This is a genomic window from Streptococcus parasanguinis (assembly GCF_023109675.1).
In the GTDB taxonomy this organism is placed as follows: Bacteria; Bacillota; Bacilli; order Lactobacillales; family Streptococcaceae; genus Streptococcus; species Streptococcus parasanguinis_I.
The window spans coordinates 20600-40903 of sequence record NZ_JALDUR010000006.1 but is presented as its reverse complement, the minus strand read 5'-3'; the positions used below and the strand labels follow the sequence as shown (position 1 = coordinate 40903).

The 20304-nt window shown below is 41.7% G+C and carries 17 protein-coding genes; 12 read left to right on the top strand and 5 right to left on the bottom strand.

What is annotated here, in order from left to right:
* Nucleotides 1-3 precede the first annotated feature (3 nt).
* Complete coding sequence (locus tag M1G14_RS05835; RefSeq protein ID WP_061591113.1) at nucleotides 4-1338, top strand: dipeptidase; 1335 nt, start codon at nucleotides 4-6, stop codon at nucleotides 1336-1338.
* A gap of 479 nt (nucleotides 1339-1817) precedes the next feature.
* Here the strand turns inward: M1G14_RS05835 and M1G14_RS05830 are convergent, their stop codons facing one another.
* Together M1G14_RS05830 and queA are read right to left on the bottom strand one after the other, a co-directional pair.
* Nucleotides 1818-2288 (bottom strand): arginine repressor, encoded by a 471-nt coding sequence (locus M1G14_RS05830; RefSeq protein ID WP_061591114.1) that lies wholly within the window; start codon nucleotides 2286-2288, stop codon nucleotides 1818-1820.
* 11 nt (nucleotides 2289-2299) lie between these two features.
* Complete coding sequence (queA, locus tag M1G14_RS05825) at nucleotides 2300-3328, bottom strand: tRNA preQ1(34) S-adenosylmethionine ribosyltransferase-isomerase QueA (protein WP_003006367.1); 1029 nt, start codon at nucleotides 3326-3328, stop codon at nucleotides 2300-2302.
* A 307-nt stretch (nucleotides 3329-3635) separates the two neighbouring features.
* On the opposite strand from queA, the gene M1G14_RS05820 reads away from it, so the two are divergent.
* The 10 genes from M1G14_RS05820 (at nucleotide 3636) to alaS (ending at nucleotide 15888) form a co-directional block, all read left to right on the top strand.
* Nucleotides 3636-4343, top strand: a complete 708-nt coding sequence (locus tag M1G14_RS05820; protein ID WP_045759243.1) for a glucosamine-6-phosphate deaminase — start codon at nucleotides 3636-3638, stop codon at nucleotides 4341-4343.
* Between the two features lie 188 nt (nucleotides 4344-4531).
* On the top strand, nucleotides 4532-5878 hold the full coding sequence (locus M1G14_RS05815; protein ID WP_049490513.1) for a DUF1958 domain-containing protein: 1347 nt from the start codon (nucleotides 4532-4534) through the stop codon (nucleotides 5876-5878).
* A 70-nt stretch (nucleotides 5879-5948) separates the two neighbouring features.
* Nucleotides 5949-7121, top strand: a complete 1173-nt coding sequence (locus M1G14_RS05810; RefSeq protein ID WP_061591115.1) for an MFS transporter — start codon at nucleotides 5949-5951, stop codon at nucleotides 7119-7121.
* 175 nt (nucleotides 7122-7296) lie between these two features.
* Entirely contained in the window at nucleotides 7297-7869 is a 573-nt protein-coding gene (locus M1G14_RS05805; RefSeq protein ID WP_049523685.1) for a hypothetical protein, read from the top strand.
* A 73-nt stretch (nucleotides 7870-7942) separates the two neighbouring features.
* Nucleotides 7943-8893 carry a competence protein CoiA family protein gene (locus M1G14_RS05800; RefSeq protein WP_049523684.1) on the top strand — a complete coding sequence of 317 codons (951 nt, stop codon included), beginning with the start codon at nucleotides 7943-7945 and terminating at the stop codon, nucleotides 8891-8893.
* Between the two features lie 72 nt (nucleotides 8894-8965).
* The gene (gene pepF / locus M1G14_RS05795; protein WP_049496751.1) at nucleotides 8966-10768 is read left to right on the top strand and encodes an oligoendopeptidase F; all 1803 of its coding nucleotides are present in this window, start codon (nucleotides 8966-8968) and stop codon (nucleotides 10766-10768) included.
* Between the two features lies 1 nt (nucleotide 10769).
* Nucleotides 10770-11489, top strand: a complete 720-nt coding sequence (locus M1G14_RS05790) for an O-methyltransferase (protein WP_049496750.1) — start codon at nucleotides 10770-10772, stop codon at nucleotides 11487-11489.
* 72 nt (nucleotides 11490-11561) lie between these two features.
* Complete coding sequence (gene prsA, locus M1G14_RS05785) at nucleotides 11562-12506, top strand: peptidylprolyl isomerase PrsA (RefSeq protein ID WP_049496749.1); 945 nt, start codon at nucleotides 11562-11564, stop codon at nucleotides 12504-12506.
* A 253-nt stretch (nucleotides 12507-12759) separates the two neighbouring features.
* A complete protein-coding gene (locus tag M1G14_RS05780; protein WP_247926389.1) occupies nucleotides 12760-13245 on the top strand; it encodes an LURP-one-related/scramblase family protein in 486 nt (161 codons plus the stop codon).
* Between the two features lie 24 nt (nucleotides 13246-13269).
* Nucleotides 13270-15888, top strand: a complete 2619-nt coding sequence (alaS, locus tag M1G14_RS05775) for an alanine--tRNA ligase (protein WP_247926388.1) — start codon at nucleotides 13270-13272, stop codon at nucleotides 15886-15888.
* A gap of 110 nt (nucleotides 15889-15998) precedes the next feature.
* On the opposite strand, the gene nrdF is transcribed toward alaS, so the two are convergent.
* The 3 genes from nrdF to nrdH form a co-directional block, all read right to left on the bottom strand.
* The gene (gene nrdF, locus M1G14_RS05770; protein WP_037608336.1) at nucleotides 15999-16958 is read right to left on the bottom strand and encodes a class 1b ribonucleoside-diphosphate reductase subunit beta; all 960 of its coding nucleotides are present in this window, start codon (nucleotides 16956-16958) and stop codon (nucleotides 15999-16001) included.
* Nucleotides 16959-17071: 113 nt separating this feature from the next.
* A complete protein-coding gene (gene nrdE, locus M1G14_RS05765) occupies nucleotides 17072-19231 on the bottom strand; it encodes a class 1b ribonucleoside-diphosphate reductase subunit alpha (protein ID WP_031573442.1) in 2160 nt (719 codons plus the stop codon).
* Between the two features lie 114 nt (nucleotides 19232-19345).
* Nucleotides 19346-19564 carry a glutaredoxin-like protein NrdH gene (nrdH, locus tag M1G14_RS05760; protein WP_003006408.1) on the bottom strand — a complete coding sequence of 73 codons (219 nt, stop codon included), beginning with the start codon at nucleotides 19562-19564 and terminating at the stop codon, nucleotides 19346-19348.
* A 476-nt stretch (nucleotides 19565-20040) separates the two neighbouring features.
* Here nrdH and M1G14_RS05755 point away from each other — a divergent pair, with 476 nt between their 5' ends.
* Nucleotides 20041-20304, top strand: coding sequence for a phosphocarrier protein HPr (locus M1G14_RS05755; protein WP_003006411.1), 264 nt, complete (start codon nucleotides 20041-20043; stop codon nucleotides 20302-20304).

Here is a 20304-nt window from a genome sequence, read left to right as displayed (position 1 = left end):
TTCATGAAAAATAGAATAAAGAACGATGTAAAAGAGCAGTATTTAAACTCGCTTCAAACCATCATTTCTTACCCCTCAGTATTAAACGAAGGGGAAAATGGAACACCGTTTGGACAAGCTATCCAAGATGTCCTAGAAAAAACCTTAGAGCTTGCTCGAGAATTAGGTTTTCAAACATATATAGATCCTGAAGGATACTATGGATATGCAGAGATCGGTCAGGGGGAAGAACTCCTGGCCGTTCTTTGTCACTTGGATGTTGTTCCAGCCGGTGATCTAAAAGATTGGCAAACGCCACCTTTTGAAGCGACCATTGTCGGTGATTATTTAGTAGGTCGTGGTGTGCAGGATGATAAGGGGCCGTCCCTCGCTGCTCTCTATGCAGTTAAGAGTTTGCTGGATGATGGCATCCAGTTTACCAAACGAATCCGCTTTATCTTTGGGACGGATGAAGAAACCTTGTGGCGCTGTATGAACCGCTACAACCAAATCGAAGAACAAGCAGATCTTGGATTTGCACCGGATTCCTCTTTCCCATTAACCTATGCTGAAAAAGGCTTATTACAAGTGAAATTGCATGGTCCAGGTTGGGATGATCTTCCCTTACAGGCTGGACAGGCCCTCAATGTTGTTCCAGACAAGGCGACCTATGCTGGTCATCGTTTGGAGGAGTTGCTTCCTGTTTTGGATCAAAGTGGGGTTCAGTATAGCCAAACAGAAGATTCTGTAACTGTTTTGGGTGTTTCCAAGCACTCTAAAGATGCAGCTGAAGGAGTGAATGCTATTGTCGGTTTAGCGGAAAGTTTATCCCTCATCCAACCCCATCCAGCTTTGCTCTTTATCGCAGATGCTGTTGGTGAGGATGCAACGGGAGAAGCACTGTTTGGCCCTATTTCAGATGAACCAAGTGGGGATCTTTCCTTCAATCTTGCGACCCTTGTGATCGATCAAGAACAATCGGAAATCGGGATTGATATCCGGATCCCCGTCTTAGCAGACAAGGATGCCTTGGTAGCTCGTTTGCAAGAAATTGCAGCCAGCTATCAGTTGGAATATGAAGAGTTTGATTATTTAGCTCCTTTATATGTTCCTTTGGATAGTCCTTTAGTCAGCTCTTTGATGGCCGTCTATCAGGAAGAAACTGGTGATAAGACACCAGCTATGTCTTCTGGTGGTGCGACATTTGCGCGGACCATGGAAAATTGTGTTGCCTTTGGGGCTCTTTTCCCAGGTGCAGAACAGACCGAGCACCAAGCCAATGAACGTGCAAAAATTGACGATCTCTACGCTGCGATGGAAATCTATCGAGAAGCCATTCAACGCTTAGCCACCATATAAAAAAGTTTGGAAACTTGGTTTCCAAACTTTCAGATTGAAGACAAACTTATACTAAAAACTTTCCTTAGGTGAGTACGGACGTCAGCGAACTTCTACGAAGTTCCAAGACTAAATCAAGATACTAAGGGCGTCTGCGGATAAAGTCAAAATAGGAAGTTTGACGCGGAATCTTTCGATTCTAGGAGAACTTATCTTTTTGACACAATCCGCAGCCCGTGTTCAATTTGTATTGAGCCCCCTCGCTCTTTAATTTCTGGGCTCAGGCTAAAACAGTTTCCCAAACTGTTTTACTCTCAATAATTCCGAGTGCCTGAAACAATTTTATTTCAGGCACTTTTCTCACGGCGGAAAGTTTCAGTGTTTTTTTCATTCATTCAAAAAATAAGAACACATTTTAATTTTTTTGCAGAATCGCTCACCTTATTTTAAGATAGTTTGTCTACATTTTAAAAAGTTTGGAAACTTGGTTTCCAAACTTTTTATTTACTAAAGAAGAAGGGTGGGGTGAATTCTTTTAATTTTTCAAAGCAATCCAAAGCTCCTTGATTGTCTTCGCAGATAACCAAACAGACATCGTCTCCACAGATGGTGGCTACAATTTCTTGGAGTTCCAATGCATCTAAGATCGCTCCAAAGGATTGGGCAAGACCTGGAAGAGTTTTTATAACGACCTGGTTTTGAACGGGCCGCAACATGACTAAGGCATCTTCCATATACATACGCAGGCGCTTCTCCCAACGGGAAGGAGCGATGGTATTCATGGCATAGTAGGAACTATCCCCCTCGTTAATTTTTACTAGATTCAAGGATTTGACATCCCGTGAAAGGGTGGACTGGGTAACGAGAACGCCATTGGCTTCAAGGGCCTCTTGGAGTTCTTGTTGGGTATGAATCCTACGCTCAGAAATGATAGAGCGGATCAAGCGGTGGCGGCTTTCAACTTTATTCATGAGAGACTCCTTTACTTGATGAACATAGCATCCCCAAAACTGAAGAACCGGTAGCGTTCTTGAATAGCATGGTGGTATGCTTCGAGGGTTAATTCACGGCCTGCAAAGGCAGAAACCAACATGACCAAAGTTGATTTTGGAAGGTGGAAGTTGGTTGAAAAGGCATCGACGACTTTCCATTCATAACCTGGTTTGATAAAAATATTGGTCCAACCTGAATCGGCCTGGATGTCTCCATCAAATTTGTTACCAATCGTTTCAAGGGTCCGAATAGAAGTCGTTCCGACGGCTACGATACGTTTCCCTGCAGCTTTTACCTGACGAAGGGTAGCAGCAGCTTCTTCAGAAAGTTGGTAAAATTCAGAGTGCATCTCATGGTCTTCAAGATTGTCCACGGATACTGGACGGAAGGTTCCTAGGCCCACATGAAGGGTCAAATAGACCAGGTGAACCCCTTTTGCTTCAATTTTTTGGAGCAATTCTTGGGTGAAATGAAGACCTGCCGTCGGAGCTGCAGCAGAACCATTTTCTTTGGCGTAAACGGTTTGGTAACGCTCGCGGTCAGCCAGTTTTTCATGGATATAGGGAGGAAGTGGCATTTCACCAAGGCTTTCCAAAACTTCTAAAAAGATCCCTTGGTAGTGGAAGCGAACGATACGGCCTCCGTGCTCTAATTCTTCCTCAACGGTTGCGGTCAACCGACCATCTCCGAAGCTGACTGTGGCCCCTACCTTTAAGCGTTTTGCAGGTTTTGCCAAGACTTCCCAACAGTCATCTTGCGTATTTTTAAGGAGAAGGAATTCGACGTGACCACCTGTTTCTGGTTTGACTCCATGAAGGCGGGCTGGTAGAACGCGCGTATTGTTCATGACAAGAGCATCTCCTGGCTCCAATTCATCCAAAATTGCATCAAAATGACGGTCTTGGAATTGCCCTGTTTTTCGATCGAGGATCAAGAGTTTAGAGGCATCTCGTTTTTCAAGAGGGGTTTGAGCAATCAGTTCTTCAGGCAAATCAAAGTCAAAGTCGTTGGTATTCATTAGCGCTCCTTTTATAATAAATTTGTGAGTAGATAGATGGTAGTCCCGACAGCTAAGAGCATCAGGCTGATTCCCATCAAAAAGATCAGGACCTTGAGAATCTTTCTTTGATGAATCAAGAAAGATAATAGAAAGACAAGGAGTCCGATCAAAAAAATGATGAATAATAGTGATACAATCATACCTTTCATTATATCACGAATCGACTTGAAAATGAAAAAAATGCCAGAAAAAGATAGCGGTTTCACTTGACAAAAATTGGTCTATACCATATAATAAAAGCATAGAGAAATAGGAGGTCTATCCAATGAAAATTATTGAAGTAAAGGACCAAATTGAGGGTGGAAAAGTTGCCTTTGATATATTGAAAGAAACTTTAAAGGAAGGTGCTCAAACCTTAGGTCTTGCGACTGGAAGCAGTCCCCTTGAGTTTTATAAACAAATTCGTGAAAGTGATCTGGATCTGTCTAATCTAATCAGTGTGAACTTAGATGAATACGTAGGATTGACGGGAGATGATCCTCAATCTTATCGGTACTTCATGGAGAAAAATCTCTTTGATGCCAAACCGTTCAAAGAAAGCTATCTCCCATCCGGTGTTGAAGAATCTGCCGATCAAGAAGTGATCCGTTATAACAAAATACTCGAAGACCATCCAGTGGACCTTCAAATCTTGGGAATCGGACGCAATGGGCATATCGGTTTTAATGAGCCAGGGACATCCTTTAATAGTCAGACCCACTTAGTTCAGTTGGATGACTCTACCATTGAGGCCAATTCTCGTTTCTTTGATAAGATCGAAGACGTACCAACTCAAGCTATTTCTATGGGGATTGCCAATATCTTAGCTGCGAAATCAATTGTCTTGTTTGCTTATGGGGAATCAAAAGCCCAAGCAATCAAAGGTACAGTAGAGGGTGAAAGGACAGAAAAAGTGCCAGCTAGTGCCCTTCAAGGACATCCAAATGTGACCATTATTGCGGATAAGGAAGCCTTGAGCTTGTTAAGTCGATAAAAAACAGGACCTATCGCCGATTTATTCGGGCCAGATAGGTTTTTTTCTGCTTCAAAATATGGTACAATACAAGTAATTATCTGCTGTGATTAGCTCTTTTCATCTACTGGGAGACAAGAGGAAAGGGCATGAGGGCTAGAAGCTTATTTTAGCCTCCAGCTGATTAGTCTGTTATAAAGGAAAAGTCTATGATAAAAAAATATTTGATCCATATTTGCCTCCTTCTGAGTCTCTTATGCCAGCCAATTCTAGCGAGTGCGGATGAATTGGTGGATATGGCGCAAAAGATGTATCCAAATGACAATGTCCAAGCCATTAACCGTCCACATTCTTCGCTTATTATTGACGGAAATACGGGCAATGTTCTTTGGAAAGACAATATCGATGAAGTCAGAGATCCTGCCAGCATGAGTAAGCTCATGACGCTCTATCTCTTGTTTGAAGATATGGCAAATGGCAAGATCAGTAAGGATACAGTGATCAAGGCGACCGCTTCAGACCAAGCGATCGGAAAGATCTATGAGATCTCCAATAATAATATTGTTGCTGGAGTAGACTACACCATTCCTGAGTTGATTACCATGACAGTGGTTCCATCCTCAAATGTATCAACCCTTATGTTGGCCAATCTCATGTCCAACAATGATCCAGATGCCTTTATCGAGCGCATGAATGCCAAGGCTAAGGAATTAGGGATGACCAATACGGTCTGGAATAACCCGAGTGGAGCGGCCATCTCAACCTTGCAAGGTTACTATCAGGTAAACAATTATCCAAATGATGCGGCTAACCAGACAACTGCGCGTGATTTGGGAATTTTGGTCTATCATTTTATCAATCAATACCCGGATATTTTAAACTATACCAATCAAGCACAAGTCACGGTCAAAAAAGGAACTCCGTATGAGGAAACCTTTGATACCTACAATTATTCATTGCCAGGAGCTAAGTATGCTTTGAAAGGTGTGGATGGTTTAAAAACTGGATCAAGTCCTCGTGGAGCTTTCAACTATATCGCGACCATCAAACGGGGCAATCAGCGCTTAATTGCTGTCATTATGGGCGTAGGAGATTGGGCAGACCAAGATGGGGAATATTACCGTCACCCGTTTGGCAATGCCTTGATCGAAAAAGCTTATAAAGATTTTGGCTATAAAAAATTGTTAGATGCAGGTGTCCAGAAGATTGATGGCAAGACCTATACACTCGAAAAACCCTTCTATGCAACGGTCAAAAAAGGTGCTAAAGAACCGACCCTTGCGGTAAAAGATGGCTATCTGACAGTAGATAATGATCTCTACACCTTGTCTGAAGGTATCCGAGATGATATGAAGGTGGAAGAAGGAGCCAAGCCAGAGCTTGTCAAAGAAACAGCAAGTGGTAAAAAGACAACGGCTAAGCACAGTAAATGGCTTTCGCTGGATCACTTCCTGATTTTGATTCCGATTCTCATTCTTGTCATCATTCTCTCGATTGAAAAACAAAGTCGTGAGAGACGCAAAAAAGAGGCTCAAAAGCGCTATAATAAAGAATAAAATAAAACCTAACTGATTGTCAGTTGGGTTTTGTCATTGTCCCATTCCGATATTTTTAGAAAGGATTTATATGAAAAAATTCCGAAATTCTTATGTGGCTTATATGCTACTCTATAGTTTTTATTTTATGTCCACATCTCTCTTTACGACCCTCATTTCCGTCTATTTGATGGGAAAGCACTATAGTGCAACTCAAGTGTCGACTTTGGTATCGGTTGCCTTTTTCTTATCCATGGTAGCCCAACCCTTCTTTGGGTATATCAATGAGCGATTTGGAATCGTAAAAATGACGACCCTCAGTCTGAGTGTGATCATTGGTGGTGTCTTCGGTTTTCTTTGGGCCCCCAATCTCTTTTGGCTGACTGTTTTTTACGGAATTGTTCTAGTCTGTTTGAATGGGACAGCTCCCATGATGGAAGTTTTTGCAACGCAAAGTCCATACGCTTTTGGGAAGATTCGCGTTTGGGGAACCATTGGCTACTCGGTCGGTGTCCAAATAGCTGGCTGGGTCTATCATCAGTTTAGCCCCCAAGCAGTCTATTATACGGTTTTGATCACCATTGTATTTAGTCTCTTCTGCCTAAGTGCGGTTCGAATGAAGAAAAAAGAGACAGTCGTAGAAAAGGAAAAACACCCTGTCTCTATTCGTCCTCTTCTTCACAATGGACCTTATCTCTTCTTTATTGTGTTGATTGGGTTGGCTTCAGGGGTTGGAAATATTGGTCATACCTATATTCCTGAGTTGCTCATGGATAGTGGTCTACCAGTCCATATTGCCTCTACGGTTGTAGCTGTCTCCGTCGTAGTGGAAGCTCCCTTGATCTTTTTCTCTGATCGATTCATGGACCACTGGCCTTTACGGGTTTTGATTGCTCTTCCAATCGGAATTATTTTCGCTCAATATGCCGTCTACGCTCTTCCAAGTCCTGTCTTCTTAAAAGTGCTTTTGACTCTTATAGCCAAGCATACAACAGGGATGGTTTTGATTATGGTCTCCTTACGGTTTATTGCCCAAAAGGTGAATGGCAAAGACTTGGTTCTTGCCATGGCCATTGTCCAAGGAGCTCGTTATTTAGGAACCATTCTTTTACAACCCCTCGCAGCCCTCTGTATTGAAAGAGGCGGTTACCAAGTCATGAGTTTCTTTTTAGCAGGGGTTGTAGGGATCGTCTTTTTGCTGAGCTTTGCCTTAAAAATGCCCCAAGGGAAGGCTCACGGCCTTTTTGGTGGCAAAGTAGACTAATGAAATTGTTACAATTGTATGACTAATCATCGAGGAGTTGGACAGAAACACTGATTTCACAGTGTTTTGTCCAACTTATTTGCTATTATTAAGAACTAGCGATTAATTTGACAATCAAAGTATTCGGTGGTAGAATGAGGTAAAATTAATATGAAGGAGACCATTTTATGAAAAAATGATCTTATCGACAGCTGCTCTTTTGACGATTGTTTCCCTAGCTGCTTGTTCAAACAAACAAGACACAAAGAAGGAAACTTCAAATAGTCAATCAACTACTAAAGTGACGAGCAAATCTGCCAACACTTTAAAAAGCAAGGATACTTCAACAGATTCAGAAGAGACTTCATCTTCTAGCCTCTTAACAGACGCTGAAATCAGCAAGGCTAAAACAGTTGGAGACTTTAAAAAGTTGTTTGCAAAATTAATGGATCAATCTGTTTCACTTACTGAAGAAGCAGGTACTTCTGTGACAGGTCCTGCAAAAGAACAATACGATGCAATGATTAGTACCTTAAAGCAAGGCTTAGAAAACCAAAAAGATATCTTTAATGAAGGCTTGGAAAGCATCGGTTCAGATAGCACAGTCGTTCCTAAAGAAGACCGTGAAGCTTTGATCGAAATCTTGAAAGATGCTCGTGAAGAGTTGGAAAGTACTCGTAAAGAAATGAAAGATATGCAGAAAGAATTGAGTAAATCTCCTGTTGCAGATGACGACAGTGATGATTCAGATTCAGATTCTGAAGAATAAAAAGAAGAAAAGGTTGGAATTTCCAGCCTTTTTCTTATTTTTTTTCGAATGATATAGATGAGGAGGTGGGCCTATGTTTATTGCCATGGATAACAATCAAAAGCGGTGGAACTGTTTGGAAGAGATCCCAGCTGTGACAGAAGGGCCCTTCTATTGTCTAGCATGTCATAGTCCAGTGCGTCTAAAAAATGGCTCGGTTCTACGGGCTCATTTTGCTCATGTAGAATTACAGCATTGTCCCTATCATCACGAAGCTGAGAGTTTTGAACATCTGGAATTGAAAGCCAGTCTTTATAACTGGGCCTCTAAGGAGTCTAAAACAGAGGTAGAAAGTTATTTAGCAGACTTTCAACAAATTGCCGATCTTTTGGTAGTAGACAAGAACTTAGCTTTGGAAGTGCAGTGCAGCTCTCTATCTTTAGAACGCTTGAAGGAGAGAAGCGATGATTATCGATCCCACGGTTACCAGGTCTATTGGTTACTTGGTAAAAAGTTGTGGCTCAAGAAAAGACTAACAAAGCTGCAGGCTGGCTTTCTTTATTTTAGTCAGAATCGCGGGTTCCATCTTTGGGAATTGGATCTGACAAAGAAAGAGCTACGTCTGCAATACCTCATCCATGAGGATTTACGAGGGCGATTGCATTATCAAACAGAAATTTTCCCTTTTGGCCAAAGGTCTTTACTGGAAGTCTTACGGACCCCTTATCTTTCGCAACCCATGCAGCAAATGGCAGTCGAGCTCGATCGTACATTTTTAACGTATATACAGCAGCAACTCTTTTATCGTCATCCAAAGTGGCTGAAGCTTCAGGAAGAACTCTATATGCAGGGACACCATCTGATGGAACTGGGGCTAGATTTCTTTTATCCTCTTTGTCGTCCGATCCTTTCACAGAACTTGCTCCAAATTAAAGAGGATGTAGAAGGTTACTACCAGCAATTTATGACCTATTATCAGTCGCAAGGAATCCAACCCGTTCAGATCCTTTATCCCCCACGTTTTTATGCTCAACAGAAAAGCTAACTTTCTAAGATAGAAATCCTCCCGAAATGTTCATTTTTATGCTAAAATAGTACCATTGGAGGATTAATCGAAATGGTAAAACAACGTAATGAAATTGATGAAAAATACCAATGGGATTTGTCGACAATTTTTGCGACAGATCAAGCTTGGGAAGAAGAAGCAGCAAGCTTAGCTACAGATATTAAAGCAGCAAGCCACTATGCTGGCCATTTGTTGGATTCAGCGCAAACACTGTTGGATACAACCAATGCATATTTGGAATTGAGTCGTCGTTTAGAAAAGGTCTACGTCTATGCCCATATGAAAAATGACCAAGACACACGAGTGGCTAAATACCAAGAGTACCAATCAAAAGGGATGTCTCTTTATAGCTTGTTAGGTGAAACCTTTGCCTTCTATGAGCCTGAATTCATGGCCATTACGGATGAGCAATACAAAGCCTTTGTGAGTGAAGTTCCAGCCTTGGAACAATATGGTCATTATTTTGATCGTCTGCTAGAGAAAAAAGAACATGTCTTGTCTCAAAAAGAAGAGGAATTACTTGCAGGTGCTGGTGAGATCTTTGCGGCTGGTGGTGAAACTTTTGAAATTTTGGACAATGCAGATATTGTTTTCCCAACTGTGCATGATGACAAGGGCGAAGAAGTTCAATTAACCCATGGAAACTATATTTCTTTGGTAGAATCAAAAGATCGTGCCGTTCGTAAAGAAGCTTACGAAGGCCTCTACAAGGTTTATGAACAGTACCAACATACCTATGCTAAAACCTTACAAACCAATGTGAAAGTTCACAACTTCAATGCCAAAGTTCGCAAATTCTCATCTGCCCGTGAAGCGGCCCTTTCTGAAAACTTTGTACCAGAAAGTGTTTATGATAGCTTGGTAGCAGCGGTGAACAAACATTTGCCACTCTTGCAACGCTATGTGCAATTGCGTTCAAAAATTCTAGGAATCTCAGACTTGAAGATGTACGATATGTATACGCCATTATCCGATACAGACTACAAGTTTACCTATGAAGAATCATTGGCCAAAGCAGAAGAAGTCTTGGCTGTTTTGGGTGAGGACTACCTTTCTCGTGTGAAACGTGCCTTCAGCGAACGGTGGATTGATGTGCATGTCAACCAAGGAAAACGCTCGGGTGCTTATTCAGGTGGTTCTTATGATACCAATGCCTTCATGTTGTTGAACTGGCAAGATACATTGGACAATCTCTTCACCTTGGTGCATGAAACTGGTCACAGTATGCATTCTAGTTATACCCGTGAAACCCAACCTTATGTCTATGGGGACTATTCCATCTTCCTTGCTGAAATCGCATCTACAACCAATGAAAATATCTTGACCGAACGTCTGTTAGAAGAAGTAGAAGACGATGCAACTCGCTTTGCGATTTTGAATCACTTCTTGGATGGCTTCCGTGGAACTGTCTTCCGTCAAACGCAGTTTGCTGAATTTGAGCATGCTATCCATAAAGCAGACCAAGAAGGTACTGTTTTGACTAGTGAGTTCTTAAACAACCTCTATGCAGAGCTCAATGAAAAATACTATGGTCTTTCAAAAGAAGACAACCCTGAGATCCAATATGAATGGGCTCGAATTCCTCACTTCTACTATAACTACTACGTTTTCCAATATTCAACTGGTTTTGCAGCAGCTTCGGCCTTAGCTGAAAAGATTGTTCATGGAACACAAGAAGATCGTGATAAATATATCGACTACTTGAAGGCTGGAAATTCTGACTATCCACTCAATGTCATCCGTAAAGCAGGTGTGGATATGGAAAAAGAAGACTACTTGGACGCAGCCTTTGCGGTCTTTGAACGTCGGTTGAATGAATTTGAAGCCCTAGTAGAAAAATTAGGACTCGCATAAGATGGTAGAGTCTTATAGTAAAAATGCCAACCACAATATGCGCCGGCCAGTGGTTAAAGACGAGATCGTTGACTTTATGCGCACGCGTCAAAAACCGGTAGCAGGTGCCTTGGAGGAGTTAGAAGCATTCGCCCGCAAGGAAAATATTCCGATTATTCCGCATGAAACGGTAGCTTACTTTAGATTACTCCTGCAAGCCCTACAACCAAAGAAAATCCTGGAAATTGGGACAGCAATTGGATTTTCAGCGCTCTTAATGGCTGAAAATGCTCCCGATGCACAAATTACCACTATTGATCGGAATGAAGAGATGATTGGCTTTGCTAAGGAAAATCTGGCTAAATACGATCAGAGAAAACAAATCACCTTGCTTGAAGGAGATGCAGTAGATGTCTTGCAGGATTTGACAGAGACCTATGACTTTGTCTTTATGGACTCTGCTAAGTCTAAGTACATCGTCTTTTTGCCACGAATTCTCGAACTCTTAGAGGTTGGGGGAGTCGTGGTATTGGATGATATTTTCCAAGGAGGAGATGTTGCCAAGGACATCATGGAAGTGCGTCGTGGGCAACGAACCATTTACCGGGGGCTTCAGAACCTCTTTCATGCGACTCTCAATCATCCAGATTTGACCGCTAGTTTGGTGCCACTTGGAGATGGTATTTTGATGATTCGGAAAAATACAGAGACGGTAACCTTGCCAGATCCTAGCTCTTTTTAGATAAATTTAAGGTATTCTCTCTAATTTGTGGTAAAATAGAAGAAGTTTAAAAAGGAACGGAGAATAATTTTCATGAAGAAAAAACTTGTAGCAGGTGCTGTGACCTTGCTATCAGTCGTAACACTAGCAGCGTGTGCCAATGGCACAAACAAAGATATCGTGACCATGAAAGGGGACACGATTACAGTTTCTGATTTCTATAATGAAATCAAAAACAACCAAGGTGCTCAACAAGTTCTTTTCCAAATGACCATCAATAAAGTCTTTGAAAAAGAATATGGATCAAAAGTTTCTGATAAAGAAGTCGATAAAGAATTGGCTAAACAAAAGAAACAATTAGGCAAGCAATTCGATGCTTACTTGGCGCAACAAGGCTTGACGGAAGAAACAGCGAAGAAACAAATCCGTAGCAATATGTTGTTGGAATATGCAGTCAACCAAGCTGCTAAGAAAGATATTAAAGAGTCTGACTACAAGGCGGCTTTTGAATCTTACACACCAGAAGTAACAGCACAAATTATCAAGTTAGATTCAGAAGATAAAGCAAAAGAAGTGTTGGAAGCAGCTAAAGCGGAAGGTGCAGACTTTGCCCAAATCGCCAAAGACAATTCAACAGATACTGCTACAAAAGACAAAGGTGGCGAAGTCAAGTTTGATTCAGGAACAGCAGATATTCCATCTCAAGTCAAAGAAGCTGCCTTTAAGTTGGATGAAAATGGGATTTCAGATGTGATCACAGTTTCAGCAGGTCAAAACTATTCTGCTAGCTACTATATTGTCAAATTGAATAAGAAGACAGAAAAAGGCTCTGACTGGAAGAAATACGAAAAACGTTTGAAAGAGATCATTGTTGATGGTCGTAAGCAAGATACCAACTACATCCGTAGCATTATTGCAAAAGCGATGACCAATGCCAATATCAAGGTCAAAGATGATGCTTTCAAATCAACATTTAACCAATATTTGCAAAATATCGGTGTTCAAACAAGTGATAGCAGCTCATCATCTAAAAAATAGTTGACGGTTCCATTTGGAACTTGTATAATGAAATAGTTGAGAATAAATCATTGTTACTCGGAATCAGAGAAGTGGCGGGGGTGCGAGCCATGGAAGAGAAATGATTTTGCTACTCGGCTGAGACAATTGCATATAAAATGAAGAATGACAAGTTCATTGAATGAAGGTGGTACCGCGGTTTTTCGCCCTTCGTTTAGTGGCTTGTCTTTTGTTTATGGGCAGTTGTCTGGAGCTTTTTAAAGGAGATCAAAAGATGCGAACCTATCAAGTGAAACAAAAATTTCGATTGGGTGGCGAGCGGTTCGATATCAAAGATGAGTTGGGAGATGTTGAATACCAGGTTGAGGGATCTTTTCTTAAGATTCCCAAGACTTTTACCATCTATGATAAGAATGGGAAAGAAGTGAGCCACATTACTAAAAAAACAATCAGCTTTCTTCCCAAGTTTGTGGTTGAGTTGAAGGATGGGGACTGCTTTTTTATCCATAAAAAGCTGACGCTCTTCAGGGATAAGTACGATATCGAAGATTTGGGACTGCGGGTACAAGGAAATATCTGGGACCTAGAATTCAAATTATTCGATGATCGGGATCAAATCGTCGCTGAGATTAGCAAAGAACTCTTTCATCTCACCTCTACCTACCAAGTATCGGTGTATGAGGATGAATACGCTGATTTAGTCATCTCACTTTGTGTCGCCATCGATTATGTCGAAATGTTAGAAGCTGGCGCAAATTAATCTTAAAAAAATTAGGAGACAAATATGAAACAATTATCTAGTGCACAAGTCCGCCAAATGTGGCTTGATTTCTGGGCAAGCAAAGGCCACTCAGTAGAACCATCTGTTAGCTTGGTTCCAGTAAACGATCCAACACTTTTGTGGATCAACTCAGGGGTTGCCACTCTTAAGAAATACTTCGATGGAACCATCAAACCTGAAAACCCGCGGATTACTAATGCTCAAAAAGCCATCCGTACCAATGATATCGAAAACGTAGGGAAGACTGCTCGTCACCATACCATGTTTGAAATGTTGGGGAACTTCTCTATTGGAGATTACTTCCGTGATGAAGCCATTACGTGGGCTTATGAGCTTTTGACAAGTCCGGAATGGTTTGATTTCCCTAAAGACAAACTTTACATGACCTATTACCCTGATGACAAGGATTCATACAACCGTTGGATCGCTGTTGGGGTGGATCCAAGTCACTTGATCCCAATCGAAGACAACTTTTGGGAAATCGGTGCAGGGCCTTCTGGACCAGATACAGAAATCTTCTTTGACCGTGGAGAAGCTTTTGACCCAGAAAACATCGGCCTTCGTCTGCTTGCAGAAGATATCGAAAACGACCGTTACATCGAAATCTGGAACATTGTCTTGTCACAATTTAACGCTGACCCAGCAGTTCCTCGTAGCGAATACAAGGAATTGCCACACAAGAACATTGATACGGGCGCAGGTTTGGAACGTTTGGTAGCCGTTATCCAAGGGGCGAAGACCAACTTTGAAACAGACCTCTTCATGCCAATCATCCGTGAAGTAGAAAAGATGTCTGGTAAAACCTACGATCCAGATGGCGATAACATGAGCTTCAAGGTGATTGCTGACCACATCCGTTCGCTTTCATTTGCGATTGGAGATGGAGCTCTTCCTGGTAATGAAGGACGCGGTTACGTTCTTCGTCGTCTCCTCCGTCGTGCTTCCATGCATGGTCAAAAATTGGGGATCGAAGGAACCTTCTTGTATAAATTGGTTCCAACCGTTGGGAAGATCATGGAAAGCTACTACCCAGAAGTACTTGAAAAACAAGACTTCATCGAAAAAATCATCAAGAGTGAAGAAGAATCATTTGCTCGTACCTTGAACTCTGGTCAACACTTTGCAGAAACTATCGTAGCAGACTTGAAAGAAAAAGGTCAAACGGTTATCGCTGGTCAGGATGTCTTTAAACTCTACGATACTTATGGATTCCCAGTGGAATTGACAGAAGAAATCGCTGAAGAAGCTGGAATGACGGTCGATCGTGACGGTTTTGAAGCGGCTATGAAGGAACAACAAGAACGTGCGCGTGCATCTGCTGTCAAAGGTGGATCTATGGGGATGCAAAATGAAACCCTTCAAAACATTACAGTTGAAAGTAGCTTCAACTACAATGCCAGCCAATTGCCTTCTAAGTTGGTGGCTATCGTAGCAGATAATGCTGAAGTAGAGGCTGTTTCAGAAGGAACTGCATCACTGATCTTTGCAGAAACTCCATTCTACGCTGAAATGGGTGGACAAGTTGCGGACCATGGTCAAATCTTGGATGCTGCAGGAAACGTCGTAGCGACAGTGACAGATGTTCAAAAAGCACCAAATGGACAGCCACTCCATACCGTTGAAGTCCTTGCTCCTCTTGCCTTGAACCAAGAATACACCTTGGCCATTGACACTAATCGTCGTCACCGTGTTATGAAGAACCACACAGCAACTCACTTGCTCCATGCGGCTCTTCACAATATTCTTGGTAACCACGCAACCCAAGCAGGATCTCTCAACGAAGTAGAATTCCTTCGCTTTGACTTTACCCACTTCCAAGCTGTAACTCCTGAAGAATTACGCGCTATTGAGCAACAAGTCAATGAGAAGATCTGGGAAGCCATTGCAGTCAAGACTGTTGAGACTGATATTGATACAGCCAAAGAAATGGGTGCTATGGCCCTCTTTGGTGAGAAATACGGTAAAGAAGTCCGTGTTGTCACCATCGGTGACTACTCAGTGGAACTCTGTGGTGGTACCCATGTAGGCAATACTTCTGAAATCGGTCTCTTCAAGATTGTCAAAGAAGAAGGGATTGGGTCAGGAACTCGTCGTATCTTGGCAGTGACTGGCAAGGAAGCCTTCGAAGCTTATCGTGATCAAGAAGATGCTCTGAAAGCAGTCGCAGCAACCTTAAAAGCCCCTCAACTCAAAGAAGTCCCTCACAAGGTGGAAGGCCTTCAAGAGCAACTCCGTCAATTGCAAAAAGAAAATGCAGAATTGAAGGAAAAAGCAGCGGCTGCAGCAGCAGGTGATGTCTTCAAGAATGTTCAAGAAGCAAACGGACACCGTTACATCGCCAGCCAAGTTTCAGTATCAGATGCAGGTGCCCTTCGTACCTTTGCGGATAACTGGAAACAAAAAGATTACTCTGATGTGCTTGTTCTTGTCGCAGCCATCGGTGACAAGGTCAATGTCCTTGTTGCCAGCAAGACAAAAGAAGTGCATGCAGGCAATGTGATCAAAGAATTGGCTCCAATTGTCGATGGACGTGGTGGTGGTAAACCAGACATGGCCATGGCAGGAGGAAGCAACCAAGCGAAGATCCAAGAATTGTTGGATGCCGTAGCAGGTAAATTGTAATAATAGGAGAGGTTGGATGTTTGTTCAACCTCTTTTTTCAAAAAAGAAGCAGATCCAATTAGAAAAAGATTGCAACAAAAAAACCTTTCCGTCTGGAAAGGGTTTTCTTCTTATAAACCGTAGTTATAATCGTCATCCTGCATGGCTTCTACTTCACCGAGAAGGTAACCATTTCCGACTTGAGAGAAGAAGTCGTGATTAGAAGTACCGGTTGAGATTCCGTTCATGACGATTGGGTTAACGTCATCTGCTGAGTCTGGGAAGAGCGGATCTTGTCCCAAGTTCATGAGGGCTTTATTAGCGTTGTAGCGAAGGAAGGTCTTGACTTCCTCAGTCCAGCCAACACCATCATAGAGGCTCTCTGTGTAGCCTTCTTCATTCTCATAGAGGGTGTAGAGAAGATCATACATCCACTCTTTGAGTTTTTCTTGTTCGTCTTCTGGTAATTCGTTAAAACCAAGTTGGAACTTGTAGCCGATATAGGTTCCGTGAACAGATTCGTCCCGAATGATCAACTTAATGATTTCAGCTACGTTGGCCAATTTGTTGTTTCCAAGATAGTAGAGAGGTGTGAAGAAACCAGAGTAGAAGAGGAAGGTTTCAAGGAAAACGCTGGCGACTTTCTTTTCAAGAGGGGTCCCATTGAGATAGATTTCGTTGATGATTTCTGCCTTCTTTTGAAGGAAAGGATTGGTGTTGGTCCATTCGAAAATCTCTTCGATTTCTGACTTAGTATTCAAAGTAGAAAAGATAGAAGAGTATGACTTAGCATGGACAGATTCCATAAATTGGATGTTGTTAAAGACAGCTTCTTCGTGGGGAGTACGAATATCTGCACGAAGAGCCTGAACACCTGTTTCAGATTGCATGGTATCTAGAAGGGTCAATCCCCCAAAGACTTTACCAACTAGGTCTTTTTCTTTATTCGACAACTTTCTCCAGTCATCCAAGTCGTTTGACAAAGGGATACGTGTATCCAACCAGAATTGCTCTGTCAGTTTTTCCCAGGTCGATTTATCGATGACATCTTCGATCGCATTCCAGTTAATGGCTTTGTAGTATGTTTCCATTTGCATCACTTTCTTTTTCTATTCATTCAATCGTTACTATTCTACCATAAATTGATAGAATACCGCACAAAAAGTCGGCGAACCGACTTTTGATAGCTATCTAGGATAGCGGATTAGATGACACAGCTTTCACATTGGTTGGCGCCAACTTCTCCACCATCATCTGTAAAGGTACGGACGTAGTAGATAGACTTGATACCCTTGTTAAAGGCGTAGTTCCGAAGGATAGACAAGTCACGAGTGGTTTGTTTGTTTTCAGTTTTCCATTCGTAAAGACCCTTTGGAATATCGCTGCGCATAAAGAGAGTCAGTGAAAGACCTTGGTCTACGTGCTCAGTTGCAGCAGCATAGACATCGATGACTTTTCGCATATCCATGTCGTAGGCAGAAGTGTAGTAAGGAATCGTTTCCGTTGACAATCCTGCTGCAGGGTAGTAGATCTTACCGATTTTCTTCTCTTGGCGTTCTTCAATCCGTTGTGTAATTGGGTGGATAGAAGCAGATACGTCATTGATGTAGCTGATAGATCCATTTGGTGCGACAGCTAGGCGGTTTTGGTGGTAAAGACCATCTGCTTGAACTTTAGCACGCAGTTCTGCCCAATCCTCAGCACTTGGGATAAAGATATCTTTAAAGAGTTCTTTGACGCGATCAGATTTTGGTACAAATTCTCCAGTCGTGTACTTATCAAAGTAAGTACCATTGGCATAATCAGATTTTTCGAAGTTGTGGAAGGTAACACCACGTTCGCGCGCAATGTTGTTTGATTCTACGAGAGTCCAGTAGTTCATGAGCATGAAGTAGATGCTCGTAAACTCAATAGACTCCGGTGATCCGTATTCGATCAATTGTTGGGCAAGGTAGCTATGAAGTCCCATGGCTCCAAGACCAAAGGTATGCGCCAGTTTATTTCCGTGGTCAATAGTTGGAACGGCTACGATATGAGAGCTATCTGTAACGAAGGTCAAAGCACGAACCATGGCACGAATCGAACGACCAAAATCAGGTGAAGTCATCATGTTAACTACGTTGGTTGAACCAAGGTTACAGGAGACGTCTGTTCCCATTTGAACAAATTCTTGGGCATCGTTGATCAAGCTTGGTTCTTGAACTTGAAGGATCTCTGAACACAAGTTACTCATGATGATTTTTCCATCAACAGGGTTTGCCCGGTTAGCAGTATCAATGTTGACTACATATGGATAGCCAGATTCTTGTTGCAATTTAGAAATTTCAGTTTCCAAATCACGTGCCTTAATTTTAGTCTTGCGGATATTTGGATTAGCAACCAACTCATCGTATTTTTCAGTGATGTCGATGTAGTTAAATGGTACTCCGTATTCACGTTCCACAGAGTATGGGCTGAAGAGGTACATTTCTTCATTCTTACGCGCCAACTCGTAGAACTTGTCTGGCACGACGACCCCAAGTGAGAGAGTCTTCACCCGAACTTTTTCATCAGCATTTTCTTTCTTAGTTGAAAGGAAGGCGATGATGTCTGGGTGGAAGACGTTGAGGTAAACCACCCCAGCCCCTTGGCGTTGTCCCAATTGGTTAGAGTAAGAGAAGCTATCTTCGAAGAGTTTCATAACTGGAACCACTCCAGAAGCGGCTCCTTCATACCCTTTGATTGGTGCTCCAGCTTCACGAAGGTTGCTGAGAGAAATCCCAACCCCACCACCGATACGAGACAGTTGAAGGGCAGAGTTGATGGAACGTCCGATCGCATTCATATCATCGGTTACTTGGATCAAGAAACATGATACCAATTCCCCACGGCGGGCACGTCCAGCGTTTAAGAAAGAAGGAGTAGCTGGTTGGTAGCGTTGGTGGATAATTTCGTTTGCGATGTCTCGCGCGATAGCTTCATTTCCATCAGCAAAATAGAGAGCATTGAAAAAGACACGGTCTTCCATGCTTTCAAGATAGTATTCTCCATCATTTGTTTTCAAAGCGTATTGGTTATAGAATTTGTAGGCCGCCATGAAGGACTTGAATTGGAAGTTTTGATCTTTGATAAATTGGGCCAATTCCTCTAAAAATTCAGGACGGTATTTCTCGATAAAAGCTCTCTCAATGTAATTGTGCTCGAGAAGGTACTGAATCTTGTCTGTAATCGAGTCAAAGGTTTTAGTATTTGGTACAACATTTTCTTTAAAGAACGCATCCAAAGCTTCTTTATCTTTATGAAGCATGATTTGGCCGTTTACTGGACGGTTGATTTCATTGTTAAGACGAAAATACGTCACATCTTCAAGAGATTTTAATCCCATAATAATCCTTTTCTAGTTCAAAAAAATGAAGAGGAGAAGTCCTCTCTTTCCAAGTAAAAAGTCTAGTGTTAGGTTGCTAACGCTAGACCCTATTTAAGCAAAATACTGTGTTTATTAAGAAAGTTTCTTCAACTTAGCTGGTTGAAAACCAGAAAATACTTCATCCGGTGTTTGAATAACTGGAGCAGCATTGAAGCCAAGGTTCTTAACATGCTCTACAAATTCTGGCTGTTCATCTAAGTTAATTTCGCGGTATTCCACATGATTGCTATCGAGGAATCGCTTGGTCATTTTGCATTGAACACAATTATTTTTTGAATAAATGGTTACCATTTCTTTTTCGTTCTCCTATCGAAATATAAATCTGTAAACAGTATAAACAAAATCCAGCAACTTGTCAACAAAATAAAACTAAATATTGTGCAAAGATATGAAATGGGGTTTTTAAAACACAATATATTGTGGTGAACGGAAATTGAGAAATTCCAAGAAATGGGATAGGAATAGGCTTTAAAGCATCTTTAATTAGTTATAATTTTTTTGTGAATCAATATCCTGTGGTACACTTGCTTCTTTTTATTTGAAAGCGGAGGAAAATGTTACTTATAATATAGTAGAAAATTGAAAAGATTTGTTCTCCATTCTTCAGGTACTTCTTAGAATGTATCTAAATTGGGATTTTTCGCAGTCTTTTTCTGTAAGTCAGTGATAAAAATCTTGAAAAAAATTTCAAAAGATGATATAATACCAAATTGTAAGGGTTATCAAAAGGTAACTCAAAAACTATTTTTTAAAAGGAGAGTCCAATTATGGCTTCTAAAGATTTCCACATCGTGGCAGAAACAGGTATCCACGCACGTCCAGCAACTTTGTTGGTTCAAACTGCTAGCAAATTTGCATCAGACATCACTCTTGAATACAAAGGTAAATCAGTTAACTTGAAATCAATCATGGGTGTTATGAGCCTTGGTGTTGGTCAAGGTGCTGACGTTGTAATCTCTGCAGAAGGTGCTGACGCTGATGATGCTATCGCAGCTATTTCAGAAACAATGACTAAAGAAGGATTGGCTTAA